Below are 20,277 nucleotides of genomic sequence, written 5' to 3' on the forward strand. Positions count from 1 at the left end.
TTGCTGCGCCTCGCGCCCGCGCACAGCTATTCAGGAATATTCATGGATCATTCCAGCACATCCAGCGGGACCGGGATCGTGAACGGTAGCAGGCCCACGTCCGCCTCCGCGGCTACGCACAGCCGTTTCGCGCCAGGCCGCAGCCGCGACATCGTCTGCCTTGGCCGTCTCGCAGTCGATCTGTACGCGCAGCAGGTCGGCGCGCGGCTCGAAGACGTGTCGAGCTTCGCGAAGTATCTCGGCGGCTCGTCGGCGAATATCGCGTTCGGTTGCGCGCGGCTCGGGCTTGCATCGGCGATGCTGGCGCGCGTCGGCAACGATCATATGGGCCGTTTTCTCACCGAGACCTTGACGAAGGAAGGCTGCGACGTCAGTCACGTACGCATCGATCAGGAGCGTCTGACCGCGCTCGTTCTGCTTGGGCTGAAGGATCGCGATACGTTTCCGCTGATCTTCTATCGTGAGAACTGCGCGGATATGGCGGTGGATGAAGCGGATTTCGATGAGGCGTATATCGCGTCGTCGAAAGCGCTGCTGATTACCGGCACGCACTTTTCGACCGAGCAGGTGAACCGCGCGAGCCGCCGCGCGCTGGATTACGCGCGACGCAATAACGTGCGTACCGTGCTCGATATCGACTATCGCCCTGTGTTGTGGGGTCTCACGGGCAAGGCGGATGGCGAAACCCGCTTCGTCGCGAGCGAAGGCGTGACCGCGCACTTGCAACGCATTCTGCCGTTGTTCGATCTGGTGATCGGCACCGAGGAGGAGTTCCGCATCGCCGGCGGCAAGACTGAACTCGTCGAAGCCCTCGCGATGGTGCGCGCCGTCACACCGGCGACCCTTGTCCTGAAACGCGGCCCGATGGGCTGCCAGATCATCGACGGTAAAGTGCCCGCAACGCTCGACGATGCGCCGATTCATGGCGGCGTGGAAGTCGAAGTGCTCAATGTGCTCGGCGCGGGCGACGCATTCGCCTCGGGCTTTCTCTCCGGATGGTTGCGCGATCAACCACTCGAAGCCTGCGCGCGGGCCGCCAATGCCAGCGGCGCGCTGGTCGTCTCGCGTCACGGTTGCGCGCCCGCAATGCCGACGCCCACCGAACTCGACTACTTCCTGCGCGAAGCCAAGGCCGACCCGCAACGCATGCGCCGCCCCGACCGCGATGCGACGCTCGCACGCCTGCATCGCGTCTCCCCTGCGCGCAAACAATGGGACGAAGTACTCGGCTTCGCGTTCGACCACCGCAACCAGTTCTTCGAACTCACCCAGCAGACCGGTGCCGACGAAGCACGCATTGCGCAACTGAAGCGCCTGTTCGTCGAAGCTGTCGCGCAGACGGAAACCGCCTTGGGGTTGCAAGGCCGCATCGGCATATTGAGCGACGACCGCTATGGTCAGGACGCATTGAACGCCGCCACCGGCCGCGGCTGGTGGATCGGCCGGCCGGTCGAGCTACCCGGCTCCGTGCCGCTCGTGTTCGACCATGGCCGCTCGATCGGCACGACGCTGACCGCGTGGCCGCAGGAACACATCGCCAAGTGCCTCGTGCAATTCCATCCCGACGAACCGGTCGAACAACGCCTCGAGCAGGAAGCGCAACTGCGTGCGCTCTACGACGCGACGCAAGCGAGCGGTCACGAATTGCTGCTCGAAGTGATTCCGCCGAAGCACGCACCTCTGCCGCAAGCACCGGACATCGTCTATCGCGCGTTGAAGCGGCTGTACAACATCGGCATCTATCCCGAATGGTGGAAGCTCGAACCGATGGACGCCGCACAATGGCAAGCCGTCGACGCGCTGATCGCCGAGCGCGATCCGTACTGCCGGGGCGTGGTGCTGCTCGGTTTATCGGCGGGTGTCGAGCAATTGAACGATGGCTTTCGCGCGGCGGCGCAATCGGCGACATGCCGGGGCTTTACCGTGGGCCGCACGATTTTTCACGAGCCGAGCCATGCATGGCTCGCCGGTGAAATCGGCGACGACGAACTGATTGCGCGGGTGCGCCGCACGTTCGAAACGTTGATCGCGTCGTGGCGTGCGACGCGCGGAGCGACACGCGCGCAGTCCACCACCGCGAGCCACGCACATCAGGAGCAGGCGGCATGAACCAGCGCGTATTGCATCATGACGCGGCGTCCGCCAACGACGCCACCCAGGCCCACCCACCATCCGGCGGCACCATCCGCCTGACGACCGCCCAGGCGCTGGTTCGCTACCTCGCAGCGCTTCGCGTCACGACCGAAGACGGCACCGGCACCGAGGCGCTCTTTGGCGGCGTGTTCGCGATCTTCGGGCACGGCAACGTGGCTGGAATGGGCGAAGCCTTGTATCAGCATCGCGAGGCTTTGCCCACACTGCGAGCTCACAACGAACAGGCGATGGCGCACAGCGCGATCGCCTATGCAAAGGCGCATTTCCGTCGCCGCATGATGGCTGTCACCACTTCGATCGGACCCGGCGCGACCAATCTGATCACCGCGGCCGCGCTCGCGCATGTAAATCGTCTGCCGGTGCTGCTGCTACCCGGCGACGTGTTCGTCTCGCGCGCGCCCGATCCGGTATTGCAGCAGGTTGAAGATTTCCATGACGGCGGTGTCTCCGCCAACGATGCGTTCAAGCCGGTGTCGCGCTACTTCGATCGCATTGTGCATCCGGCACAGTTGCTCAATGCGCTGCCGCGCGCCTTACGTGTGCTAACCGACGCTGCATTGTGCGGTCCCGTCACGCTCGCGTTGCCCCAGGACGTGCAAGCGCAGGCATGGGATTTCCCAGCCGATTTCTTTGCGCCGCGCGTCGTCACGTTTTACTCCCCCGCGCCGCGCGCCGAAGATATCGACGCGGCGGTTGCCCGCCTGCGCCGCGCCAGGCGTCCGCTGATCGTTGCGGGCGGCGGCGTGCTCTATGGCCGCGCGGCCGACGCGCTGCACCGCTTCGCCGCCGCGCACGGCATTCCGGTGGCGGAAACGCAGGCCGGCAAGGGTGCGCTCGCATGGAACGATCCGTTGAACGCCGGTGCGTTGGGCGTGACCGGCTCGCCTGCCGCCAACGCGCTAGCCCACGATGCCGACTGCGTGCTCGCAATCGGCACTCGCCTGCAGGACTTCACCACCGGTTCAAACACATTGTTTACGCAGGCCGACGTGATCGGCATCAACGCGAACCCATTCGACGGCCTCAAGCATCGCGCGCTGGTGGTCGAAGCCGATGCACGTCTTGCACTGGATGCGCTCACCGGACCACTGCAGGGCTGGCACGCTGAGCGCACATGGACCGCGCGTGCGCACAAACTCGCGGCGAGCTGGCGCGATACCGTGAGCACGCTCACGCATGCGCCGCAACGCGACACCGTGCTGCCGTATGAAGGCGACGTGATCGGCGCGGTGCAGCGTTCGAGCGCGCGTTCCGCGACGGACGATATCGTCGTATGCGCAGCGGGAACCTTGCCGGCCGAATTGCACAAGTTATGGCGCGCGGGCAAACCGGGCGCATATCACGTCGAATACGGCTACTCGTGCATGGGCTACGAAATCGCCGGCGGCCTCGGCGTCAAGCTTGCGCGGCCGGCGCGTGAAGTGATCGTGATGCTCGGCGACGGCAGCTACTTGATGATGAACAGCGAGATCGCGAGTTCGGTGATGATCGGCGCGAAGCTGATCGTGGTGGTGCTCGACAATCGCGGCTACGGCTGCATCAATCGCTTGCAGCAAGCCTGTGGTGGCGCACCGTTCAACAACCTGCTCGACGACTGCATGCAGGGCCCGCTTGGCGCACCGAGAATCGATTTCGCCGCGCATGCGCGCGCGCTCGGCGCGCAGGCCGAGCATGTCGCGAATATCGCTGAGCTTGAAAACGCGCTGCAACGTGCGCGCGCCGCCGATCGCACCTACGTGATCAGTATCGACACCGATCCGGCCCGTACCACGGGCGACGGCGGCTGGTGGTGGGAAGTCGCCGTGCCCGAAGTTTCGGCGCGCGACGCCGTGCGCGCCGCACGTTCGCAATACGACGCGCAACTCGCCGCACGCACCGCGCCCGCCGATCCCAGCGACCGCCCCCGCCACATCGACAACGAATGAGGATGTCCGCATGACTGCTTTCGACGTACGGATCGGCATCAACCCCTTATCGTGGATGAACGACGACCTGCCTTCGCTCGGCGGCGAAACGCCGCTTGAAGTCGCCCTGACCGAAGGACGGCAGATCGGCTACCAGGGCTTCGAGCTCGGCAACAAGTTTCCGCGCGAGCCGCAGGCGCTGAGGAGGCTGCTCGCTCAATACGATCTGGCCTTGGTATCCGGCTGGTACTCCGGACGGCTCGCGCGACGCAGCGTGGAAGAGGAAATCGCCTCGGTCGGCCCGCATCTCGACCTGCTCGCGCAGAACGGCGCGACGGCGATGGTGTACGGCGAGGTCGCCGATTCGATCCAAGGTGCGCCGCAACCGCTGTATCAACGCCCGCGTTTTTTCAGCGACGCGCAGTGGGCCGCGTATGCGGCGCGCGTCGACGAATTCGCACGCTATACGTTGAGCCGCGGCGTGCGGCTTGCGTACCACCATCATATGGGCGCGTACGTGGAAACGCCGGCTGACGTCGACCAGCTGATGTCGCGCACGAGCGACGCCGTCGGCCTGCTGTTCGACGCAGGGCACATCACGTTTGCCGGCGGCGATCCGCTCGCGGTACTCGGCAAGCACATTGGCCGCGTCTGTCACGTGCACTGCAAGGACGTCCGGCCGGCGGTGATGAAGCTGGCGCGCAATCGCAACTGGAGTTTTCTCGATGCCGTGATCAACGGTGCCTTCACGGTACCGGGCGATGGTGCGGTGAACTTCCCGGCGATCATCGATCTTTTGAAGCGGCATGGTTATCGCGGCTGGCTGGTGGTTGAAGCGGAACAGGACCCGGTGGTGGCGCCGTCGTATGACTATGCGCAGAAAGGATTCAGGACTTTGCAAGCGCTGGTCGATGCGCCGCTCGACACCGGTGGTAAGACTGAGCAGGAGGCAGCATGAGTTTATTGGTGAAGGCGCAGCGCGAGGGCCAGACGATCGCGCGGGTGACACCTGAGTCGGCGTGCTGGCGGTATGTGGGATTTGCCGCTTACCGGCTGGGCGCGAGTGAAGTCGTTCATGTTTTTGAGCCATCGCGAGAGGTTTGTATCGTGGTGCTCACGGGCGCGGTGGATATTGAAACTGCTGACGCCACATGGAGTTCGCTGGGTTCGCGCGACAGCGTGTTCGAGGATGCCGCACCGCATGCGGTGTATTTGCCGCCTGGCGTGCGGGCGACGGTTCGCGCCTGTCGCGATGCGGAGGTTGGTGTGGCGAGTGCGCCTGCCAAGGGTGCGTATCCGGCGAGGTTGATCGAACCTTCTTCGATGAAGCGCTCCACGCGTGGCAAGGGGCTGAATACGCGATACGTATGCGATATTCTTCCGCAGACTGAGCTTGCGGAGTCTTTACTGGTTGTTGAGGTGCGGACGCCGGGTGGGCATGCGTCGAGTTATCCGCCGCATAAGCATGATACCGATAATGTGCCGCTCGAGAGTTCGCTGGAAGAGACTTATTATCATCGGCTCGATCCGGCGCAGGGGTTTGCGTTTCAGCGGGTGTATACCGATATGCGCGATATCGATGAGTCGATGGCCGTTGAGGATCACGATGTCGTGATGGTGCCGCGTGGGTATCATCCGGTTGTAGTGCCTTATGGATATGATTCGTACTACCTCAATGTTATGGCTGGCAAGCAGCGGGTTTGGCACTTCAAGAACGATCCGGCGCACGAGTGGATTATCAATAAAGAATGATCGTTTTTGCCTTGCAGGCGGTCTGCTCTGATTGCCTGCTGCGCCTTCTTTTGTTTTGCATTCCTATGGCATTTGTCTTTCTTGGTGATCTATTGGCGTTGCCGCTGTGCGGGGCAGCATCTGCAGCGGCCTACGACACGGGCACGCGCTGACTCGCGTGTTCGAGCAGACTGCGTTGCGCATGCCAACGCGTGCCACGTGACCGGTTTGCTTGCCGTCGCCCGGTGCATGGTTTGGGCGACGGGTTTCATGGAACGGCCGTCACGCCTAGTCGGTCGAACCGTCACTGTCCGGAGGGGTCTGTGGGCGCGGTATGCCACGTTCGATGAGACGAATCCTGGCTGGATCACCAGCGGCCGCATCGATATGTGCTTCACGAAACTCCAGCGCACCCTCCGCTACCTCGCGCGGCGCCATCTCCTTTAGTGCGCTCGGCGTGCGACCGAGCTGCTTGGCGGTAAAGGCAGGGTTGAAGTAGACGTTGTCCTTCAATGACGCTCCTTTGAGACCCTTGGTCTTGATCTCATACAGGTCATAGTGGCCAGCACCAAATTCGCTGTCGCCGAATGCTCGTGCGCCTTCCAGCGTTTCGGAAACGATCAGCGCGTCCCCCGAAATCATCTTTTTGATGCCCCCGAAGTGAGATGATGGTTCGAAACCATGTTCGAGGATCGCAGCGCGATTCAGACCGGAGTCAACTCGATAAACACGGGGGAATGCTTTCTTCTCGAGAAAGCCGATCTCGTTGACATGCATGCCCGGAGGCACAAATGCCGGGTTGAGATCTGGATTAGGCGAGTTCGCTTCATCGGCAGACTTTGACCGCGTGCTGGAATTTGTCGCGTCGACCGGCTTGCTGCCAGCAAGCGAAGGCGGTAATTCGCTTTGCTCTGGTGCCGGCGAAGCGGGAGGCGACGACGCCGGAGACATATCCATCGGTGTAGCGGGACGCGATGGCGGCGGAGACGTATCCATCGGTGTAGCGGGACGCGATGGTGGCGGCGAAGACGTATCCATCGGTGTAGCGGGACGCGATGGTGGCGGCGAAGACGTATCCATCGGTGTAGCGGGACGCGATGGCAGGCGCGAAGACGTACCCGTCGCGGACGGAATATCCAGCGGCACACCGGATGCACCTCCCGGCTCAGCGCCCATCCCGGCTGGGCGTGGTTCCAAAGGACCACCACCGACAACCGACAGAATCACGCTAGTCGCAATTTGGCCACGCGTTGGCGGCGGACTCTCCCCTTCATTTTTCGGCGGTTTGCCACGGCATGGGCCGCCCGTACGCCAATTGCAATGTCTTTTTTGATACTCGTCCCAGTTCTCCTTGTTGGATTGATATTGCGGTTCCACCGCTATTCCCCACGGAGGTCTGGGAGTCTCGCGACTACCGTCGCCAGTGGCGCCTCCGTTCGCGGCGGCCGCTGCATGAACCGCGGGTCGAAGTGCGTAGTCACTGAACGAGTCATTCCTGAACCATCCTGTTACACCATGCATATGAACCTCCCCAGCATTGCCGGCGGGTCGCCGACGTCGTCACGAGTATGAGCTTCGACGAACTTGGCATGTACGACTCGATATACCACCACTTGTGCAGACTAGAGACATTGCTGACAGGTATACGGGAACATGGTTGACATGTATTTGCCCGGACCGGACAGACGTTGCCGGTCAGCGAGTTGTGCCGGCGCTTCAACATCAGCTATCAGACCAACTACCAATGGCTTGATCGCCACAAGACAGAAGACGCTGATGGCCTGGCCAACCGCTCGCGTCGCCCACATCACAGCCCCACGCGCTCATCGGACCGGATCACTGAGCGTGATTGCGCGCAGCGCCAGCACTGGCAGCGCTTCGAACACGAACAACCCAATTCGCTGTGGCAGATGGATTTCCAGGACGATTTCCCAACAGGGGGTGGCGTTCGCTGCAGTCTTGAGGCATCACACGCATATTGCGCAACGGCGAGCCCTGGTATTGGAACAGGTAGCGGTTGAAAATCGCGGTGAGCCTGGCGCTGTCGAGCGTGACGTCGCCGCGATGGACGTTGATCGTCACGCTGGTCGGATCGTCGAACACGATCGGCTGACCGGCGTGCATCGGGGTCAGTGTTGCCGCCATATCGTGAATCATGAAGCCGATGTCGCCGGTTACACGAAAGTCGACGTCGCGCGCGAACATCAACGAACCGTCGATGCCGGAATCGCGCAGCGTCAACGGACGGCTACGCGTCTCATGCATGCCACTCGCGGATGGCACACGTTCGGCGACACGTTGTTCGGCAGCGAGCTGTTTGGCCTTGGCAAGTTCGAGCGCGGACCGTGATGCTGAGGCGGGTCGATCGGCGCTCGCGGCGGCCGCGCTGTTGGTAGGACGCTCACCAAGCGATCGAGCGTTTGAATCGCCACGACGAGTCATTGGGAAGCCCCACGCGTCGGGCTTGGGCGGTCTATGCGCAGATGAGATTCAAACGGCACCCTGAGACCGATTCGAGCACGGAGCGAGGGGCGCGTGCATCGCGCAGTGCATGACAACCGGCGCTGTCGGAGCATCACGTGGCACATCAAATTTCGGCACGACGGCAATCATGATCAACCCCAAGATGGCGAGCCTGCCCGGTGCGCCGGGGGACTCCTCTCCCGATGAAAGTGTCTTGAGGTTATTCGCCGGATTCGCCGTGCGGTGAAGTGGGATCCGGTGCGGGGCTCACGTAAAGGATCGCGGCCTGCGAGGTCTGCGTATGCTGGGGGGTGTGAAGGATCAGGTGCGGACCGCTCCCCGCCGACTCGACTGCCGCGGCGACCGATAGCCAGCCACCTGCCGCACCCGAGTGACCGATGAGCTTATCGGCGCGGCGCTGCATTTCGAGTTTTGTGACGCCGGAGAGCGACGCCTTCTTGAGAGCCGCTAGCAGATCTGTTTCGTGCGAGTCTTCGAGACTGCTGATCCAGGCGGGCTGGATGGTCGGGGCGTCAGCGTTGCCCCACAGCACGGCATTCGCGAGTATGTCGGCGACGGTATCCAGTTCGCCCGCCACGGGTCGATGCAGGCTCGCCACTACCTTGACCGGTTCGGGTAAGACGAACACACCGGGGGCGAGCAGGACTGCGATGCTGCCTTCGGTGCTGCCGGTGGACGGCTGCGCGTCGTGCCATTCCGCGGCGATCACCAGCAGCGGGCGTCTCTCGCCCGCATCGAGCCACGCATCGGCCACGAGCAGGCCGTCCGTAGCCGGCACGGCCTGACATTGAAGAGGAGGCAAGCCGGCCATGCGCAGCGCATCTCGGACCTGCTGTTCACGCTCCCCCGCTTCGGCGGGCAAGGCCAGCACATGGATCTTCGGCCAGTAGACCGGTTCGTATCGCGATAGCGCATGCAGACTGACCGCTAGCGGCTCGAGTACCCGACGGATCAGATGGACCGCTGGGGAAACGGGGGCCTGCTTTGAAGGGTGGGTTCCGCTCTTATCCTGTACGACTTCGTGTCGTACCGCTTCTGCTTCGATTGCCGGGCTATCGAGTTGCGGATCGTTATCGGCAAAACGGTTGTGCAGGATCATCCCTGGACCGTTGCGCGGTGCCTGCATTTTCGGCAGGGGCTTCGCTGCCGCGATTGCCTCGGTGAGACTCGTACCGCCGAGCGGCAGGCAATAGCCCACGCCCAGCACCTGCAGCGGTTGCTGCGCATAGCGCACGCGGCGATTGAGCCAGTTGCGCCGGTGCATGTTCCAGTAGTGCGCCCGGAACCACAATGCCTCATAGCCGGCGCGCGCGATGCCCAGCGTGATCAGGAACAGGCCGTTGGGGATACCCGCCACGCAAAACCAGAACCACGGCCCGCTCGCGGGTGTGCCAGCCGGCCACAGCAGCAGCGCCCCTGCTGAGCCAATTCCGTTGCAAAGTACCCAACCGATCAGCCACGGCACGAGACGCGGCGGGTTCGTCGGGTAGGCACGCGGCGGACCCGCGGGAGACAGATCGACTGGCATCGTCAAGTGATATTCACGTTCTGCAGCGACGAAAGCCGCCGGCAGTTGCACGCGCAACGGGGGGGCACATCGCGACCGGCTTGCCGCCCGTTGCCGGGAAACGACGGGTTGTCTTCGGCAATCGTCGTGCTGGCACGGGTGTAAATCCAGAGGCGCCAACGAATTCGGCGCTGCGAAGGACGTCGAAAACGTATGGATGCAGATCCTCATTAGGATCGCTAAGGTGCATAACGGGTTCACCACCGCACACGGCCAAAGCTTTGTGAACGATGCAAAATTACAGGTAGCGCTCGCGCTGTGCGGGATCGTCCTGGATCAAATAGAATCTGTTCCCGTTGACCGCTTCCAGGTTCTGCACTTTAGTGAGTGTGTCCATAGGCTCTACATCTCTCTTGCTCTCGAAATAAGGAACCCACTTTTTTCCATCTCCGTCGTAGACAGCACCATGCTGGCGTGCGATCTCCTCTTTGGATTTGTCGATCAAACTGGCGCAAACAAAATTGACACCAGGCTTCGACATCAACGTTTTAACAGGCGGTTTTTCCGTCGCGGACGCGTCCCGAAAACTCATGCTGTGGCTATAAATCTTGCCGACGGGCAGATTCTGAGTAGGAGGCGATGCGGATCCGGCGTTCGATTTAATTTTATCTTGAATCATTAATTATGCAGCCTACTGACCGGTTGAAGGAGAAAGCGGAGTAACCTTTGAATAAATATGCTTTCCATTTTTGAACCTGTCCACATAAAAATAGGTTTGCCCCGTAGGATCGCAGTAAGTTCCCCTTCGTTCGATAAGTGAAAGCACACCTCTCGCGCTGAGGGTATAGCGCTCCTCCCAATTTTCACAAGAACTCTCGTGAAAACACGCACCGATCACCTGCTTCCGTTTCGCATCCGCCTGCAAACACGGAATATCACTCAATTCTTTGTTGAAAACGTATATTCCTTGCTTGGGCGAATATAAGTACACGTCGTAGAACTCTTGAGAAGCCCCTCGGGTGTTCAGCACCTTTAAATCCTCATACCCGCCAGATGTCAAATTCTCAAATTTAACGTCCACCAATTTAACTTCATGATCAACTATTATTGTTTGCATTTTTCCAGACGGAAAACTTATATGGATTCTATTTTCATTGACGGAAATTTCAGGGGTGGACTGCAGTCTTTTAGACCACGAATCATTCGAAATAAGCGCGATTTTTAAAGATAAGGCCAGCCCAACGATCGGCATGATCCTATTTAAATTTCGCATGCCAGCACTAGCACTTAAAGATCCGATATATACGAAAAATTTTTTAGCCGATTTTCTGAGCATACGCATCCTCAAAATCGATTAACACATCGGACAATTTTGCCATCGATGAGAGAAAAACATTGGTCCGCGGAACCAGCCCATACATCGCACCCGTCCTATTTGGCGACCCGGTGTTAACTGCTCTCGCGGTTCGCTCAAACTGCTGACAGACTCGAAATCTCATCGCTGACAAAACAGTATTACACGTCCGATTATGATAATCGTAACTCGAGCATACATTCGTTATTGTAGTCGGCGAGATTATTGGATATGCGTCAGCCTCAACATTGATATTGTGGGCAGAATTAACCGGCTTCGCACAGCTTACCCAGTAAAATCCCGCCGAATCACTCGCGCGAGCCGGATCTGTTTCAAGGGAGTCCCTATAACTTGACGCGGAGCCGGGCCAGCCTCTGTAATCGCCATATCGTTTGTAATTTTCCTCATGTGTCAGCTGGATGATTCCTCGACCATACCACGGGGCATAGCTAAGATGAGACCCATCTCCTTCTGCTGTCTGCGATAGATATGTAGTCTCCTGTATGGCATTTCCAAGAAAATAAGAAAGCCGAATGCCGTTGCTCGATAGTCCGTATTTTCGAAAAGCTCGATTAAGGTGAGGTAAAAACCGTTGCACCCTCGCCAAGGCTGAACCCCAACCGATGCTTCCTCGGGGAAACACTGTTTGGTTCACTTGATTTCTGGTCTGGTCAACGATTTTACGAGGAATGCATTGAGCCAACTCCTGTGCGCTCATCCATCCGCATTTCCTGAAATGCCGGATAAACGCAAGCGGATGGAAGAACCAGAACCTGTGGCCACCCAGTGGCGTCTGTTCCAGAAACTGAAACCTCTTCAGAAAGGCGACGAACTTGTCATATTCGTCTGGATCGATATCCTTGCGCTTCCCAAAGAATCCGTCTGGCTCGTTCAGCCCCCCATAGCGCCCATCGTTGTTGCCTGCATCCCATTCGCTGCTCGCGTGGCAAATAAAACCCTTCAGGCTGTTCAGTACGTCTTCCTTACCCCGTACGTAAGCAGCCAGCTGATCATCCTCGCTGTACTCGGAAGGCATCGTCGCACCGGGCAATTCCTGTGCTTCAGCAACACCGGTGATCTTGCATAGTTCGTCGTAACCACACAGGCCATCCGGACCAAACGGAGTATTGTCGTCGTCGATCCTTTTCCAGCCAGTAAAAAACGGGAAATCCGCATCTGACAGCTTCTGGATGGCGTCCTGGCTGATGTCGATGTAGCCCTGTGTGCTGTTCTCGTCGAAGGGCACTGCCACCCACGTGTTCGGTGCCGACGCAGGTAGCGTCTGCTGGTCCGCTCCAAGGATGCGGCCAAAGCGCAGCATGTCGTAGCCGTCGCTCGGGCAGTGCGGATAGAGGTCCGTCGCACGCTGGTACAGGTTGTATTCGTATTCCTTGTATCGATCCTTCACCGGCGCCGCTGTTAGCGGCTTGATGCTGTCACCTATGCCGACCCATGATCGTGTGTAGCGTTCGCCCTTGTGGAAATACGCCTCGACATAGAGCTTGCTGTTCGGGTCGAGTGTTCCGGACGTCAGCGCCGGAAAGTACGCGGAGCCATGCTGCCCCGGCGGCACGCTGACGAATGTCTGTCCGCCGGGAATCACGAAGTAGCTGTGTCCCCAGTAATCCTTCGATGCGGGTGTGACCGGATTTTTCGCGCCGAGCTGAACCTTATGTCCGTCCTGGGCGAACCATGCCGTGAAATCCGTTTCGGTCATGAAAATTTCAAAGTGCAGATGCCGGGTGCCATGACAACTCCCCCAGTATCCCAGCATGTCCTTGCGATAGACCTTTCTGCCGTTGCCGGACCGCGCTACGCCATCCTTGCCCCCAGCCGTGTCGAGTAGCCATGCGGGCAACCCGTCGGGCGAACTGTTCTGAGCTGGATTGGTGGGCTGCGGAGCGATGTTTTGCTGTGCAGTCATGTCCAGCAGATGCATGTACAGCGAATAGAACGTGATCGTGCGCCCGTCGCCGGTATCGGTCACATGCTTGAGCAGCACGAAGCCCGTATTCGAGTTCAGTACGGGGTTACCGGTTTGCGGATTGATCTGGCCATCGGCAATCGCATTCTTGCTGACGCGGTACGCAATCACCTCGCCATCGGCGATCGCCCGTACGGGCTCCGTCTGCTCGGACGGGGCCAGGTGAATGCCGCAATGCGAACGGCGGTCAAACGCAATCGGGTAGGTGCCGTGATGGAGCAGTTCAAACTGCCCAACGGCCGCCATCATCGGATCGGGTTCCGTGGGGTCGGTGGACGTGAGACCGGCGGCAGGCAGGAATGGAGGGCTGATTACCATGGCTTAGTGGGCGAACGGGATCGCCGTGATGTCGTTGCTTTTGTTTGCCATGCGCACCTGCCCTAGCGCCATACCCAGGCCGCTGCCGTAGGTCGACACCAGGTGAAGCGCATGCGGTTCGCCACAATACGAGCCGCGTACGGTCTTGCCATCGATGACCACCACCAGCATTTCCATCAGATCATGAGCTGGCGCACGGCTGCACGGATCAAACAAATCGCCAAATGCTTCTTCAATACTTAGTACGTCTTCCCGCATCGCCTCTTCCCAGCGTCGAAAGCTGTAGTAAGCCCGCTTTCAACCGGGGTTACAACAATCCCGCCACCATCTGTAACGTTTCATGCAATCGCGTTGGGAAGGCGTGCTGTCCACCGCCCGATGAGTGTAAGCGGGACATTTTCAACCCGGTTCCGGGCGACGACGACTAGCCCCGGTTAAACAGGACCCACGGCGGGATTGACTGCCGATTGATTGCTGCTGCGGAAGGTGGTTCTACGCCGCCTCAGTGCCTTCAGTCTCGCAGACGTCAACCGGGCCTGGCCCACGAGACAGCCGCAAATTCGAACGCAGTGCTGTAATAGAAAGTGACGAGATGCGCGGCACTTGATCGTGCACGTCGCGCATGCCGAGGCGTTAAGGACGCCGCAATTGAGGCCAGCCAGGGTACACCTCGGCTAACCCACCCCGAGCCATTCCCGCATCACGTCCGGCCGCCTCACAAACGACGCGAGCGCGTCATCGAAAACAATTTCTCCATGCCCCATCACCGCTACCCGACTGGCGATGTCTTGCGCAATCACAAGCCGCTGCTCGATCAGCAGCATCGCCATGCCGCGATCACGCAGCATCCGCAGACACTGCGCAACCTGCCCCATCACCTGGCTGGCTAGCCCCTCGCCAGGTTGATCGACGACCAGCAAGTCGGGGTCGCCGAGCAATGCCCGCGCGAGCGTCAGCATCTGCTGTTCGCCGCCCGATAATGCGCCAGCGCGCGTACGCTTTCTTTCGCGCAGGATGGGGAACAGTTCGTAGGCGTCGTCAAAGGCAAAGCGCGGCATGCGGCCGCGAGCGCGCGGCGCCACACCGAGTTGCAGATTCTCGTGGACGCTCAGCGTCGGAAAAGCGTCGCGATGTTCAGGCACGTAACCGAGCCCCAGACGGGCAATCTCGAAGGTGCGAAGACCGCCGAGCGCATGACCGGCAAAACGCAATTCGCCCTCGCTGCGCACGAGCCCCATGATCGCGCGCGCCAGCGTCGAGCGTCCGGAGCCGTTGCGCCCGACCAGCGCGACGACTTCGCCTGCCTCGATCTGCAACGTGACGCCGTGCAGCGCCTGGCTCGCGCCGTACCAGGCGTTCAGTTGTCGAATGTCGAGCAAAGCGGTCATGTGCGCAAGCCGTCGCCAAGATAAGCGGCGCGCACTGCCGCATCCGCGCGAATCGCGGCCGGCGTACCGGTCGCGATGATGCGGCCTTGCACCAGCACCGAAATGCGGTCGGCGATCGCGAACACGGCGTCCATGTCGTGCTCGACCATCAGCAGCGTACGGCCCGCGGTGGTCGTGCGAATCAATTCGATCGCGCGCGCCGCTTCGGCGCGGTTCATGCCGGCGGTGGGCTCATCGAGCAGCAGGGTATGCGCGCCGCCCGCGAGCGCGAGGCCGAGGTCGAGCGCACGCTGCTCGGCATAGCTCAGTGTGCCGGCCTGGATATGCCGGCGCGCGCTTAAGCCCACAGCTTCGAGCACCTGCCCGGCGCGGGCATCGACCGTGCGCGAGCCGCTGAACCGCTGCCACCAGCGCGTGCGGTCACGCTCGGCCAGCATGGCCGCGCAGCGTAGGTTGTCGAACACGCTGAGGCGGGCGAACACGCTGGTGGTCTGGAAACTGCGCGCAAGGCCGCGGCGCGTGATCGCGGCCGGCGCGAGACGCGTGATCTCCGCGCCGAACAGATCGATGCGCCCGGCGTTCGGCCGCGCGCCCCCGGCGATCAAATTGAAAAGCGTCGACTTGCCGGCGCCGTTCGGCCCGATCAATGCATGGCGCTCGCCGGGCTCGATCGCCAGATCGACGCCGCGCAGAATCTGCGTGGCGCCGAAGCGCTTTTCGATGCCGTAGACCGCGAGCGCCGGGATCATCGCGCGTCTCCGGTGATCGGCGTGACGCTCGCGCGAACGGCGAGACGTGCTTGTGCGCGAAGCGCGCAGTGCGCGGCAAGCACCCCAAGCGCGGCCAGCATGAACACCGCAACGCCGAGCCAAAGATACGGCGAGGTTCTCTGCAACGGCACGCCGACGACGTTGAAAGCCGCGCCGTCGTCCGCGCCGAATTGCACGGCGTAGGCACATTGCACCGCGAACACGACGGCCAGCGTCCACAGCACCGCTGAGGCCGTACCCCAAAGATACGTCTTGCTGCACACGCGCCAGCCGTAGGCCGCGACGCGGGCCGAGTGCCGCTGCACGAAACCCGCCAGTCCATCCGGCGACGCCACCACGACCACGATGAAGAACAGCCCCAGATAGAACAGCCAGGCCCGCGTGATGCTCGCCACCGCGACACTGAAAAACGTCAGGACGATCGCGCCCGCGACCGGCCCGAAAAACGCCGCCGTGCCGCCGATCACCGTCGCAATCAGCACGGCGCCCGAACGCATCATGCCGACGCTTTCCGTCGACACCAGTTCGACATTGATCAGCCCCAGGGTGCCTGCGATGCCCGCAAAAAACGCCGACATCACCACCACGCCATAGCGGATGCGGCGCGGATAGCAGCCGATCGCCGCAGCGCGCGCCGGGTTGTCGCGCACGGCGTTGGCAAGCCGCATGAACGGTGTGCGCGACAGTATGAACATCGCCACGCTCGCCAGCACGCACCACAGCGCGATCAGCGCATACGCCTCGCGTGCCGGGCCGAAGCTCCAGCTTGCTAGCATCGGCCCGCTCGCGCGATCGATCGGCACGCCGGCCTCGCCGCCGAACCAGTCGGGCAGAGTCCACGCCGCCGCCGCGACGAGTTCGCCGATACCGAGCGTGATCATCGCGAAAGCCGTCCCGGCACGCCGCGTCGACACGAAACCGAACAGCACCCCGCACAGCGCACCGCCGCTGCCGCCGATCAACGGCAACAGCACCAACGGCACGCCAATGCGGTTGAACACCTGCGCCGCGACGAGCGCGCCGAGGCCCGAATAAGCCGCATGACCGAAGGACAGCAAGCCGGTTTCGCCGAGCAGCAGGTTGTACGAGAGCGCGAACACGATCATCGTCGCGGTCTGCGCAAGATAGGCGAGCAGCCAGCTCTGCGGCCAGACAAAGGGCGGCACGACGAGGAACAGGACGAGTGCAAGCCATGGCGCGAACCTGCGCAACATCGAGCGAGACGTGGTTGTCGGCACAGCGAACTTTTTGGATGGCTCACGCATGATCGTCACGCCGTCCGAACAGTCCACGCGGGCGCAGCGCCAGCATCGCGACAAGCAGCAGATAGGGAATCAGCGGCGCAAGTTGCGCAAGCGTGAGCGCGTCCCATGCGGCCGGCAGCGCGCCGCCGAATACCGCCGTGAGATCGCCCAACGAGACGTCGCTCGCCACCGCAAAGGTCTGCACGCAACCGACGATCAGCGAGGCCGCCAGCGCCCCGCTCAGCGAGCCCAACCCACCGATCACCACCACTACGAACACGATCGAGCCGAGCGACTCCGCCATTGCCGGTTCGATCACGAAGAGCGGCGCGCCGATCACGCCGGCGAGCGCGGCGAGCGCCGTGCCCGCCGCGAACACGCCGGTGAACACGCGCGGCACGTTGTGGCCGAGCGCCTCGACAGCGCTCGCATGCGTGAGCGCGGCGCGCACGATCAGCCCCGCCCTGGACACGCGCAGCACCGCGTAGAGCACCGCCAGCATCGCCAGCGATACCGTCATCATGAAGGCCCGATAGCGTGCGAAGGCCGCGCCGTAGACAGTGAACAACGGGCCGTCGAGCCCGGCCGGAACAGTCGCGCCAAGCGGACTCAAGCCCCAGCCGAGCTTGACCAGTTCGCCGAGCAGATACGCGGCGCCGAACGTCAGCAGCAACTCGGGGAGATGACCATGCACACGCACACGGCGCAGCAGCCAGCGCTCCAGCGCCGCGCCGATCAAGCCGACAATCAGCGGCGCGATCACCAGCGCACTCCAGAAGCCCGCATGCGCCGTCACCGAAAAACCGACGTACGCGCCGAGCATATAGAAGCTCGCGTGCGCAAAATTCAGCACACCGAGCATGCTGAAAATCAGCGTCAAGCCTGCCGACAGCATGAACAGCAGCAGGCCGTAACTGACACCGTTGAGCAGATTGACGACGAACGACTGCACGCGCCTATTCCGCCTGCACGGCGACGGTGAGCGGTTCGAGCGCCGCGCGCAAGTCGGCGGGCAAGGTCACCGGACGGCGCGTGACGCGATCCACATACACGTGCACGAAATGACCCTGGGCGGCAGGTTGATCTTCGCCCTCCTTGAAGAGGCCCACCTCGTAGCGCACGCTCGAGGTGCCGAGCCGCACCACCCGCAAACCCGCCTCGACCCGCTCCGGAAACACCAGCGGCGCGAAGTAATTGCAATGCGTCTCGACCACGAGGCCGATCGTCGCGCCATGCTCGAAGTCGAGCACGCCGGCGCGGATCAGGTACTCGTTCACCACGGTGTCGAAGTAGCTGTAATAGACGACGTTGTTGACGTGGCCGTAGACGTCGTTGTCCATCCAGCGTGTGGTGATAGGCAGAAAGTGCGGGTAGGCGCTGCGCATGGCGGGTGCGGGTCTGCTCATCGTGACGTGGCGTAGAGGTTGTCTTGATCGTTGGCGAGGGACGATAGCCAATTCGTTGGCAATACTTACTTCCCTGGCTTTTCGACAAACTCGACCGGCAAGCCGCGCCGTCGCATCCATTCGCCGAGCGCCTGACCGGTGCCCGCACGCCATGGACGCAGTTTGGCCGGTTCGATCAACCGGTATTCGAGCAATTCCGGCGACAACGCGACCGTCCCGTACGCCTTCACGTGATACGCGATGATCAGTTCGTTTTTGCGGATGAATTCGTACACGCCGATCAACTCGACCGTCTCCGCGTGCAGCGAGGTTTCTTCCAGCACTTCGCGGGCAATGCCCTCTTCCGGGGTCTCGCCGTTTTCCAGAAAGCCGGTGATCAGCGCGAACATACCTTCCGGCCATGCGGCGTTGCGTGCGAGCAGGATCTTGCCCTCGTATTCGACGATCGCGGCCACCACTGGTAGCGGATTGTTCCAGTGGACGTAGCCGCATTCCGTATCGGCGCAGATCTGGCGGATCCGTCCACCTTCATATTCAGCATCGACGCGCTCGATCAAAGGCGTAGCGCAGCGCGGACAAAATCGGTATTCGGTCATGGCGAGTGGGTTGTCTCTTATGTTTTGTGTGCAGCGTTGTTCAGCGTTGAATGTCGTGTTGCAGTTGGTTCAGCACCCAGTGCGCGGTCTTGTTTGTAAGCCTCGTTCCAGCTTCCGGATCAAGTTCACCGCTCCAGCCGGGCCTGGGTGCGCAGTCTATGCGGGCTCAGGCCACGCACAGCTCGCGCACTTCCGCAGCAAAACCCTCGACAGTTTCCGGCTGCGTGTCCCAGGCGCACATCAGCCGGCAACCGCCTGCGCCGATGAACTCGTAGAACTTCCAGCCGCGCGCACGCATTGCCTTGGCGGCCTGCGCGGGCAATTGCGCAAAGACCGCGTTCGATTCTCGCGGAAACATGATGCTCACGCCGGGAATTTCCTGCAACCGCGCTTGCAGCAATTCCGCCATCGCATTCGCATGACGCCCGTTGCGCAGCCAGACGTCGTTATCCAGCAGACCGAGCCACGGCGCGGAGATAAAGCGCATTTTCGAAGCAAGCTGGCCGGCCTGCTTCAGACGGTAGGCGAAATCATCGGCGAGCGAGCGGTCGAAGAACACCACGGCCTCACCAACCGGCAAACCGTTCTTGGTCCCGCCGAAGCACAACACGTCGACGCCCGCGCGCCACGTGATCTCGGACGGATGCACGTCGAGCGCCGCGACCGCGTTCGCAAACCGCGCGCCGTCCATATGCACTTTCAGATGGCGCCGCTTGGCGATCGCCGCGATTGCGCGCACTTCCTCGACGGTGTAGACGGTGCCCACTTCAGTCGATTGGGTCAGCGTGACGACCTTCGGTTTCGGGTAGTGAATATCGGCGCGGCGCGTGACAACCGCTTCGATCGCATCCGGCGTGAGCTTGCCGCCGACGCCCGGCGCGGTCAGCAGCTTCGAGCCGCCGGAGAAGAATTCGGGGCCGCCGCATTCATCGGTTTCGATATGAGCAAGTTCATGGCAGATCACCGAGTGATACGACTGGCACAGCGACGCCAGCGCCAGTGAATTGGCGGCCGTGCCGTTGAACACGAAAAACACTTCGCAATCGGTCTGGAACAGATCCCGCAGGCGGTCGCAGACCTGGTTGGTCCAGGAGTCGTCGCCATAAGCCGGCTCGTGGCCGCTATTGTTGGCGGCGGTCAGCGCCGCGAGCGCTTCGGGACAGATGCCGGCATAGTTGTCGGACGCGAAATGTTGCATGGCTGGCGGCGCACCCGGCGACGGGCGCGCTGAGATGACAGGAAAGCGGTCATTTTAGTGCGCCAGCGGGTTATTTGTTTTTCGCTTTGGTATTTGCTTCGCGGGTGGTTCAACAGACCCATGTTTTCGTCGCAAGGCGGCGGACAACCTTGCCGTGCTGGCACTTGCGCTTGCGAGATCGGTTGACGCCGAGGAACGCGCCGCTTTGCTCAAAGCCGGTGCCGGTAGCCTCGACTACG

General features: G+C 61.6%; 19 protein-coding genes and 1 pseudogene. 6 read left to right on the top strand and 14 right to left on the bottom strand.

Translation table 11 applies throughout. From position 1 onward, the window contains the following. The first annotated feature begins 42 nt into the window (after window positions 1–42). Genes AYM40_RS14180 through AYM40_RS41390 form a run of 5 tightly spaced genes read left to right on the top strand, consistent with a single transcriptional unit; the run spans window position 43 to window position 5,962 of the window. Complete coding sequence (locus AYM40_RS14180; protein ID WP_063496770.1) at window positions 43–2,109, top strand: bifunctional 5-dehydro-2-deoxygluconokinase/5-dehydro-2-deoxyphosphogluconate aldolase; 2,067 nt, start codon at window positions 43–45, stop codon at window positions 2,107–2,109. Then, window positions 2,106–4,079, top strand: coding sequence for a 3D-(3,5/4)-trihydroxycyclohexane-1,2-dione acylhydrolase (decyclizing) (gene iolD, locus AYM40_RS14185; RefSeq protein WP_063496771.1), 1,974 nt, complete (start codon window positions 2,106–2,108; stop codon window positions 4,077–4,079). The genes AYM40_RS14180 and iolD overlap by 4 nt, the downstream gene beginning before the upstream one ends. Before the next feature lie 10 nt (window positions 4,080–4,089). Continuing rightward, complete coding sequence (gene iolE / locus AYM40_RS14190) at window positions 4,090–5,016, top strand: myo-inosose-2 dehydratase (RefSeq protein ID WP_063496772.1); 927 nt, start codon at window positions 4,090–4,092, stop codon at window positions 5,014–5,016. Then, entirely contained in the window at window positions 5,013–5,810 is a 798-nt protein-coding gene (gene iolB / locus AYM40_RS14195) for a 5-deoxy-glucuronate isomerase (RefSeq protein WP_063496773.1), read from the top strand. Before iolE ends, iolB begins: the two co-directional genes overlap by 4 nt. Further along, window positions 5,807–5,962 (top strand): hypothetical protein, encoded by a 156-nt coding sequence (locus AYM40_RS41390; RefSeq protein ID WP_158515280.1) that lies wholly within the window; start codon window positions 5,807–5,809, stop codon window positions 5,960–5,962. Before iolB ends, AYM40_RS41390 begins: the two co-directional genes overlap by 4 nt. Before the next feature lie 115 nt (window positions 5,963–6,077). On the opposite strand, the gene AYM40_RS14200 is transcribed toward AYM40_RS41390, so the two are convergent. Then, window positions 6,078–6,746 (bottom strand): hypothetical protein, encoded by a 669-nt coding sequence (locus tag AYM40_RS14200; protein WP_063496774.1) that lies wholly within the window; start codon window positions 6,744–6,746, stop codon window positions 6,078–6,080. 746 nt (window positions 6,747–7,492) lie between these two features. Between AYM40_RS14200 and AYM40_RS38535 the strand changes: the two genes are divergently transcribed. Next, window positions 7,493–7,810 carry a leucine zipper domain-containing protein gene (locus AYM40_RS38535; protein ID WP_236720955.1) on the top strand — a complete coding sequence of 106 codons (318 nt, stop codon included), beginning with the start codon at window positions 7,493–7,495 and terminating at the stop codon, window positions 7,808–7,810. Here the strand turns inward: AYM40_RS38535 and AYM40_RS38540 are convergent. The 13 genes and pseudogenes from AYM40_RS38540 to AYM40_RS14265 form a co-directional block, all read right to left on the bottom strand. After that, window positions 7,746–8,231 (bottom strand): annotated as a pseudogene (locus AYM40_RS38540) (hypothetical protein); the annotation flags it as partial. The gene AYM40_RS38535 and the pseudogene AYM40_RS38540 overlap by 65 nt on opposite strands. Window positions 8,232–8,472: 241 nt before the next feature. Next, window positions 8,473–9,801, bottom strand: a complete 1,329-nt coding sequence (locus tag AYM40_RS14210; protein ID WP_063498017.1) for a hypothetical protein — start codon at window positions 9,799–9,801, stop codon at window positions 8,473–8,475. 277 nt (window positions 9,802–10,078) lie between these two features. Next, window positions 10,079–10,459, bottom strand: coding sequence for a hypothetical protein (locus AYM40_RS14215; protein WP_063496776.1), 381 nt, complete (start codon window positions 10,457–10,459; stop codon window positions 10,079–10,081). A gap of 12 nt (window positions 10,460–10,471) precedes the next feature. Then, complete coding sequence (locus AYM40_RS14220) at window positions 10,472–11,116, bottom strand: XAC2610-related protein (protein ID WP_148662172.1); 645 nt, start codon at window positions 11,114–11,116, stop codon at window positions 10,472–10,474. Next, complete coding sequence (locus AYM40_RS14225; protein ID WP_236720846.1) at window positions 11,097–13,367, bottom strand: M23 family metallopeptidase; 2,271 nt, start codon at window positions 13,365–13,367, stop codon at window positions 11,097–11,099. Before AYM40_RS14225 ends, AYM40_RS14220 begins: the two co-directional genes overlap by 20 nt. A 72-nt stretch (window positions 13,368–13,439) precedes the next feature. Next, window positions 13,440–13,694 (bottom strand): hypothetical protein, encoded by a 255-nt coding sequence (locus AYM40_RS14230; RefSeq protein ID WP_063496779.1) that lies wholly within the window; start codon window positions 13,692–13,694, stop codon window positions 13,440–13,442. Window positions 13,695–14,110: 416 nt separating this feature from the next. Then, the gene (locus AYM40_RS14235) at window positions 14,111–14,824 is read right to left on the bottom strand and encodes an ABC transporter ATP-binding protein (RefSeq protein WP_063496780.1); all 714 of its coding nucleotides are present in this window, start codon (window positions 14,822–14,824) and stop codon (window positions 14,111–14,113) included. After that, the gene (locus tag AYM40_RS14240; protein WP_063496781.1) at window positions 14,821–15,573 is read right to left on the bottom strand and encodes an ABC transporter ATP-binding protein; all 753 of its coding nucleotides are present in this window, start codon (window positions 15,571–15,573) and stop codon (window positions 14,821–14,823) included. The genes AYM40_RS14235 and AYM40_RS14240 overlap by 4 nt, the downstream gene beginning before the upstream one ends. Beyond that, window positions 15,570–16,859 (bottom strand): branched-chain amino acid ABC transporter permease, encoded by a 1,290-nt coding sequence (locus AYM40_RS14245; protein ID WP_063496782.1) that lies wholly within the window; start codon window positions 16,857–16,859, stop codon window positions 15,570–15,572. Before AYM40_RS14245 ends, AYM40_RS14240 begins: the two co-directional genes overlap by 4 nt. Further along, window positions 16,852–17,790, bottom strand: coding sequence for a branched-chain amino acid ABC transporter permease (locus AYM40_RS14250; RefSeq protein WP_063496783.1), 939 nt, complete (start codon window positions 17,788–17,790; stop codon window positions 16,852–16,854). The genes AYM40_RS14245 and AYM40_RS14250 overlap by 8 nt, the downstream gene beginning before the upstream one ends. Window positions 17,791–17,794: 4 nt before the next feature. Beyond that, window positions 17,795–18,244 carry an acyl-CoA thioesterase gene (locus AYM40_RS14255; protein ID WP_063496784.1) on the bottom strand — a complete coding sequence of 150 codons (450 nt, stop codon included), beginning with the start codon at window positions 18,242–18,244 and terminating at the stop codon, window positions 17,795–17,797. Window positions 18,245–18,309: 65 nt separating this feature from the next. Next, complete coding sequence (locus AYM40_RS14260) at window positions 18,310–18,840, bottom strand: NUDIX domain-containing protein (protein ID WP_063496785.1); 531 nt, start codon at window positions 18,838–18,840, stop codon at window positions 18,310–18,312. 166 nt (window positions 18,841–19,006) lie between these two features. Further along, on the bottom strand, window positions 19,007–20,038 hold the full coding sequence (locus AYM40_RS14265) for a threonine aldolase family protein (RefSeq protein WP_063496786.1): 1,032 nt from the start codon (window positions 20,036–20,038) through the stop codon (window positions 19,007–19,009). Window positions 20,039–20,277: the final 239 nt, after the last annotated feature.

Origin of the sequence: Paraburkholderia phytofirmans OLGA172 (genome assembly GCF_001634365.1) — a bacterium.
Taxonomy (GTDB): Bacteria; Pseudomonadota; Gammaproteobacteria; order Burkholderiales; family Burkholderiaceae; genus Paraburkholderia.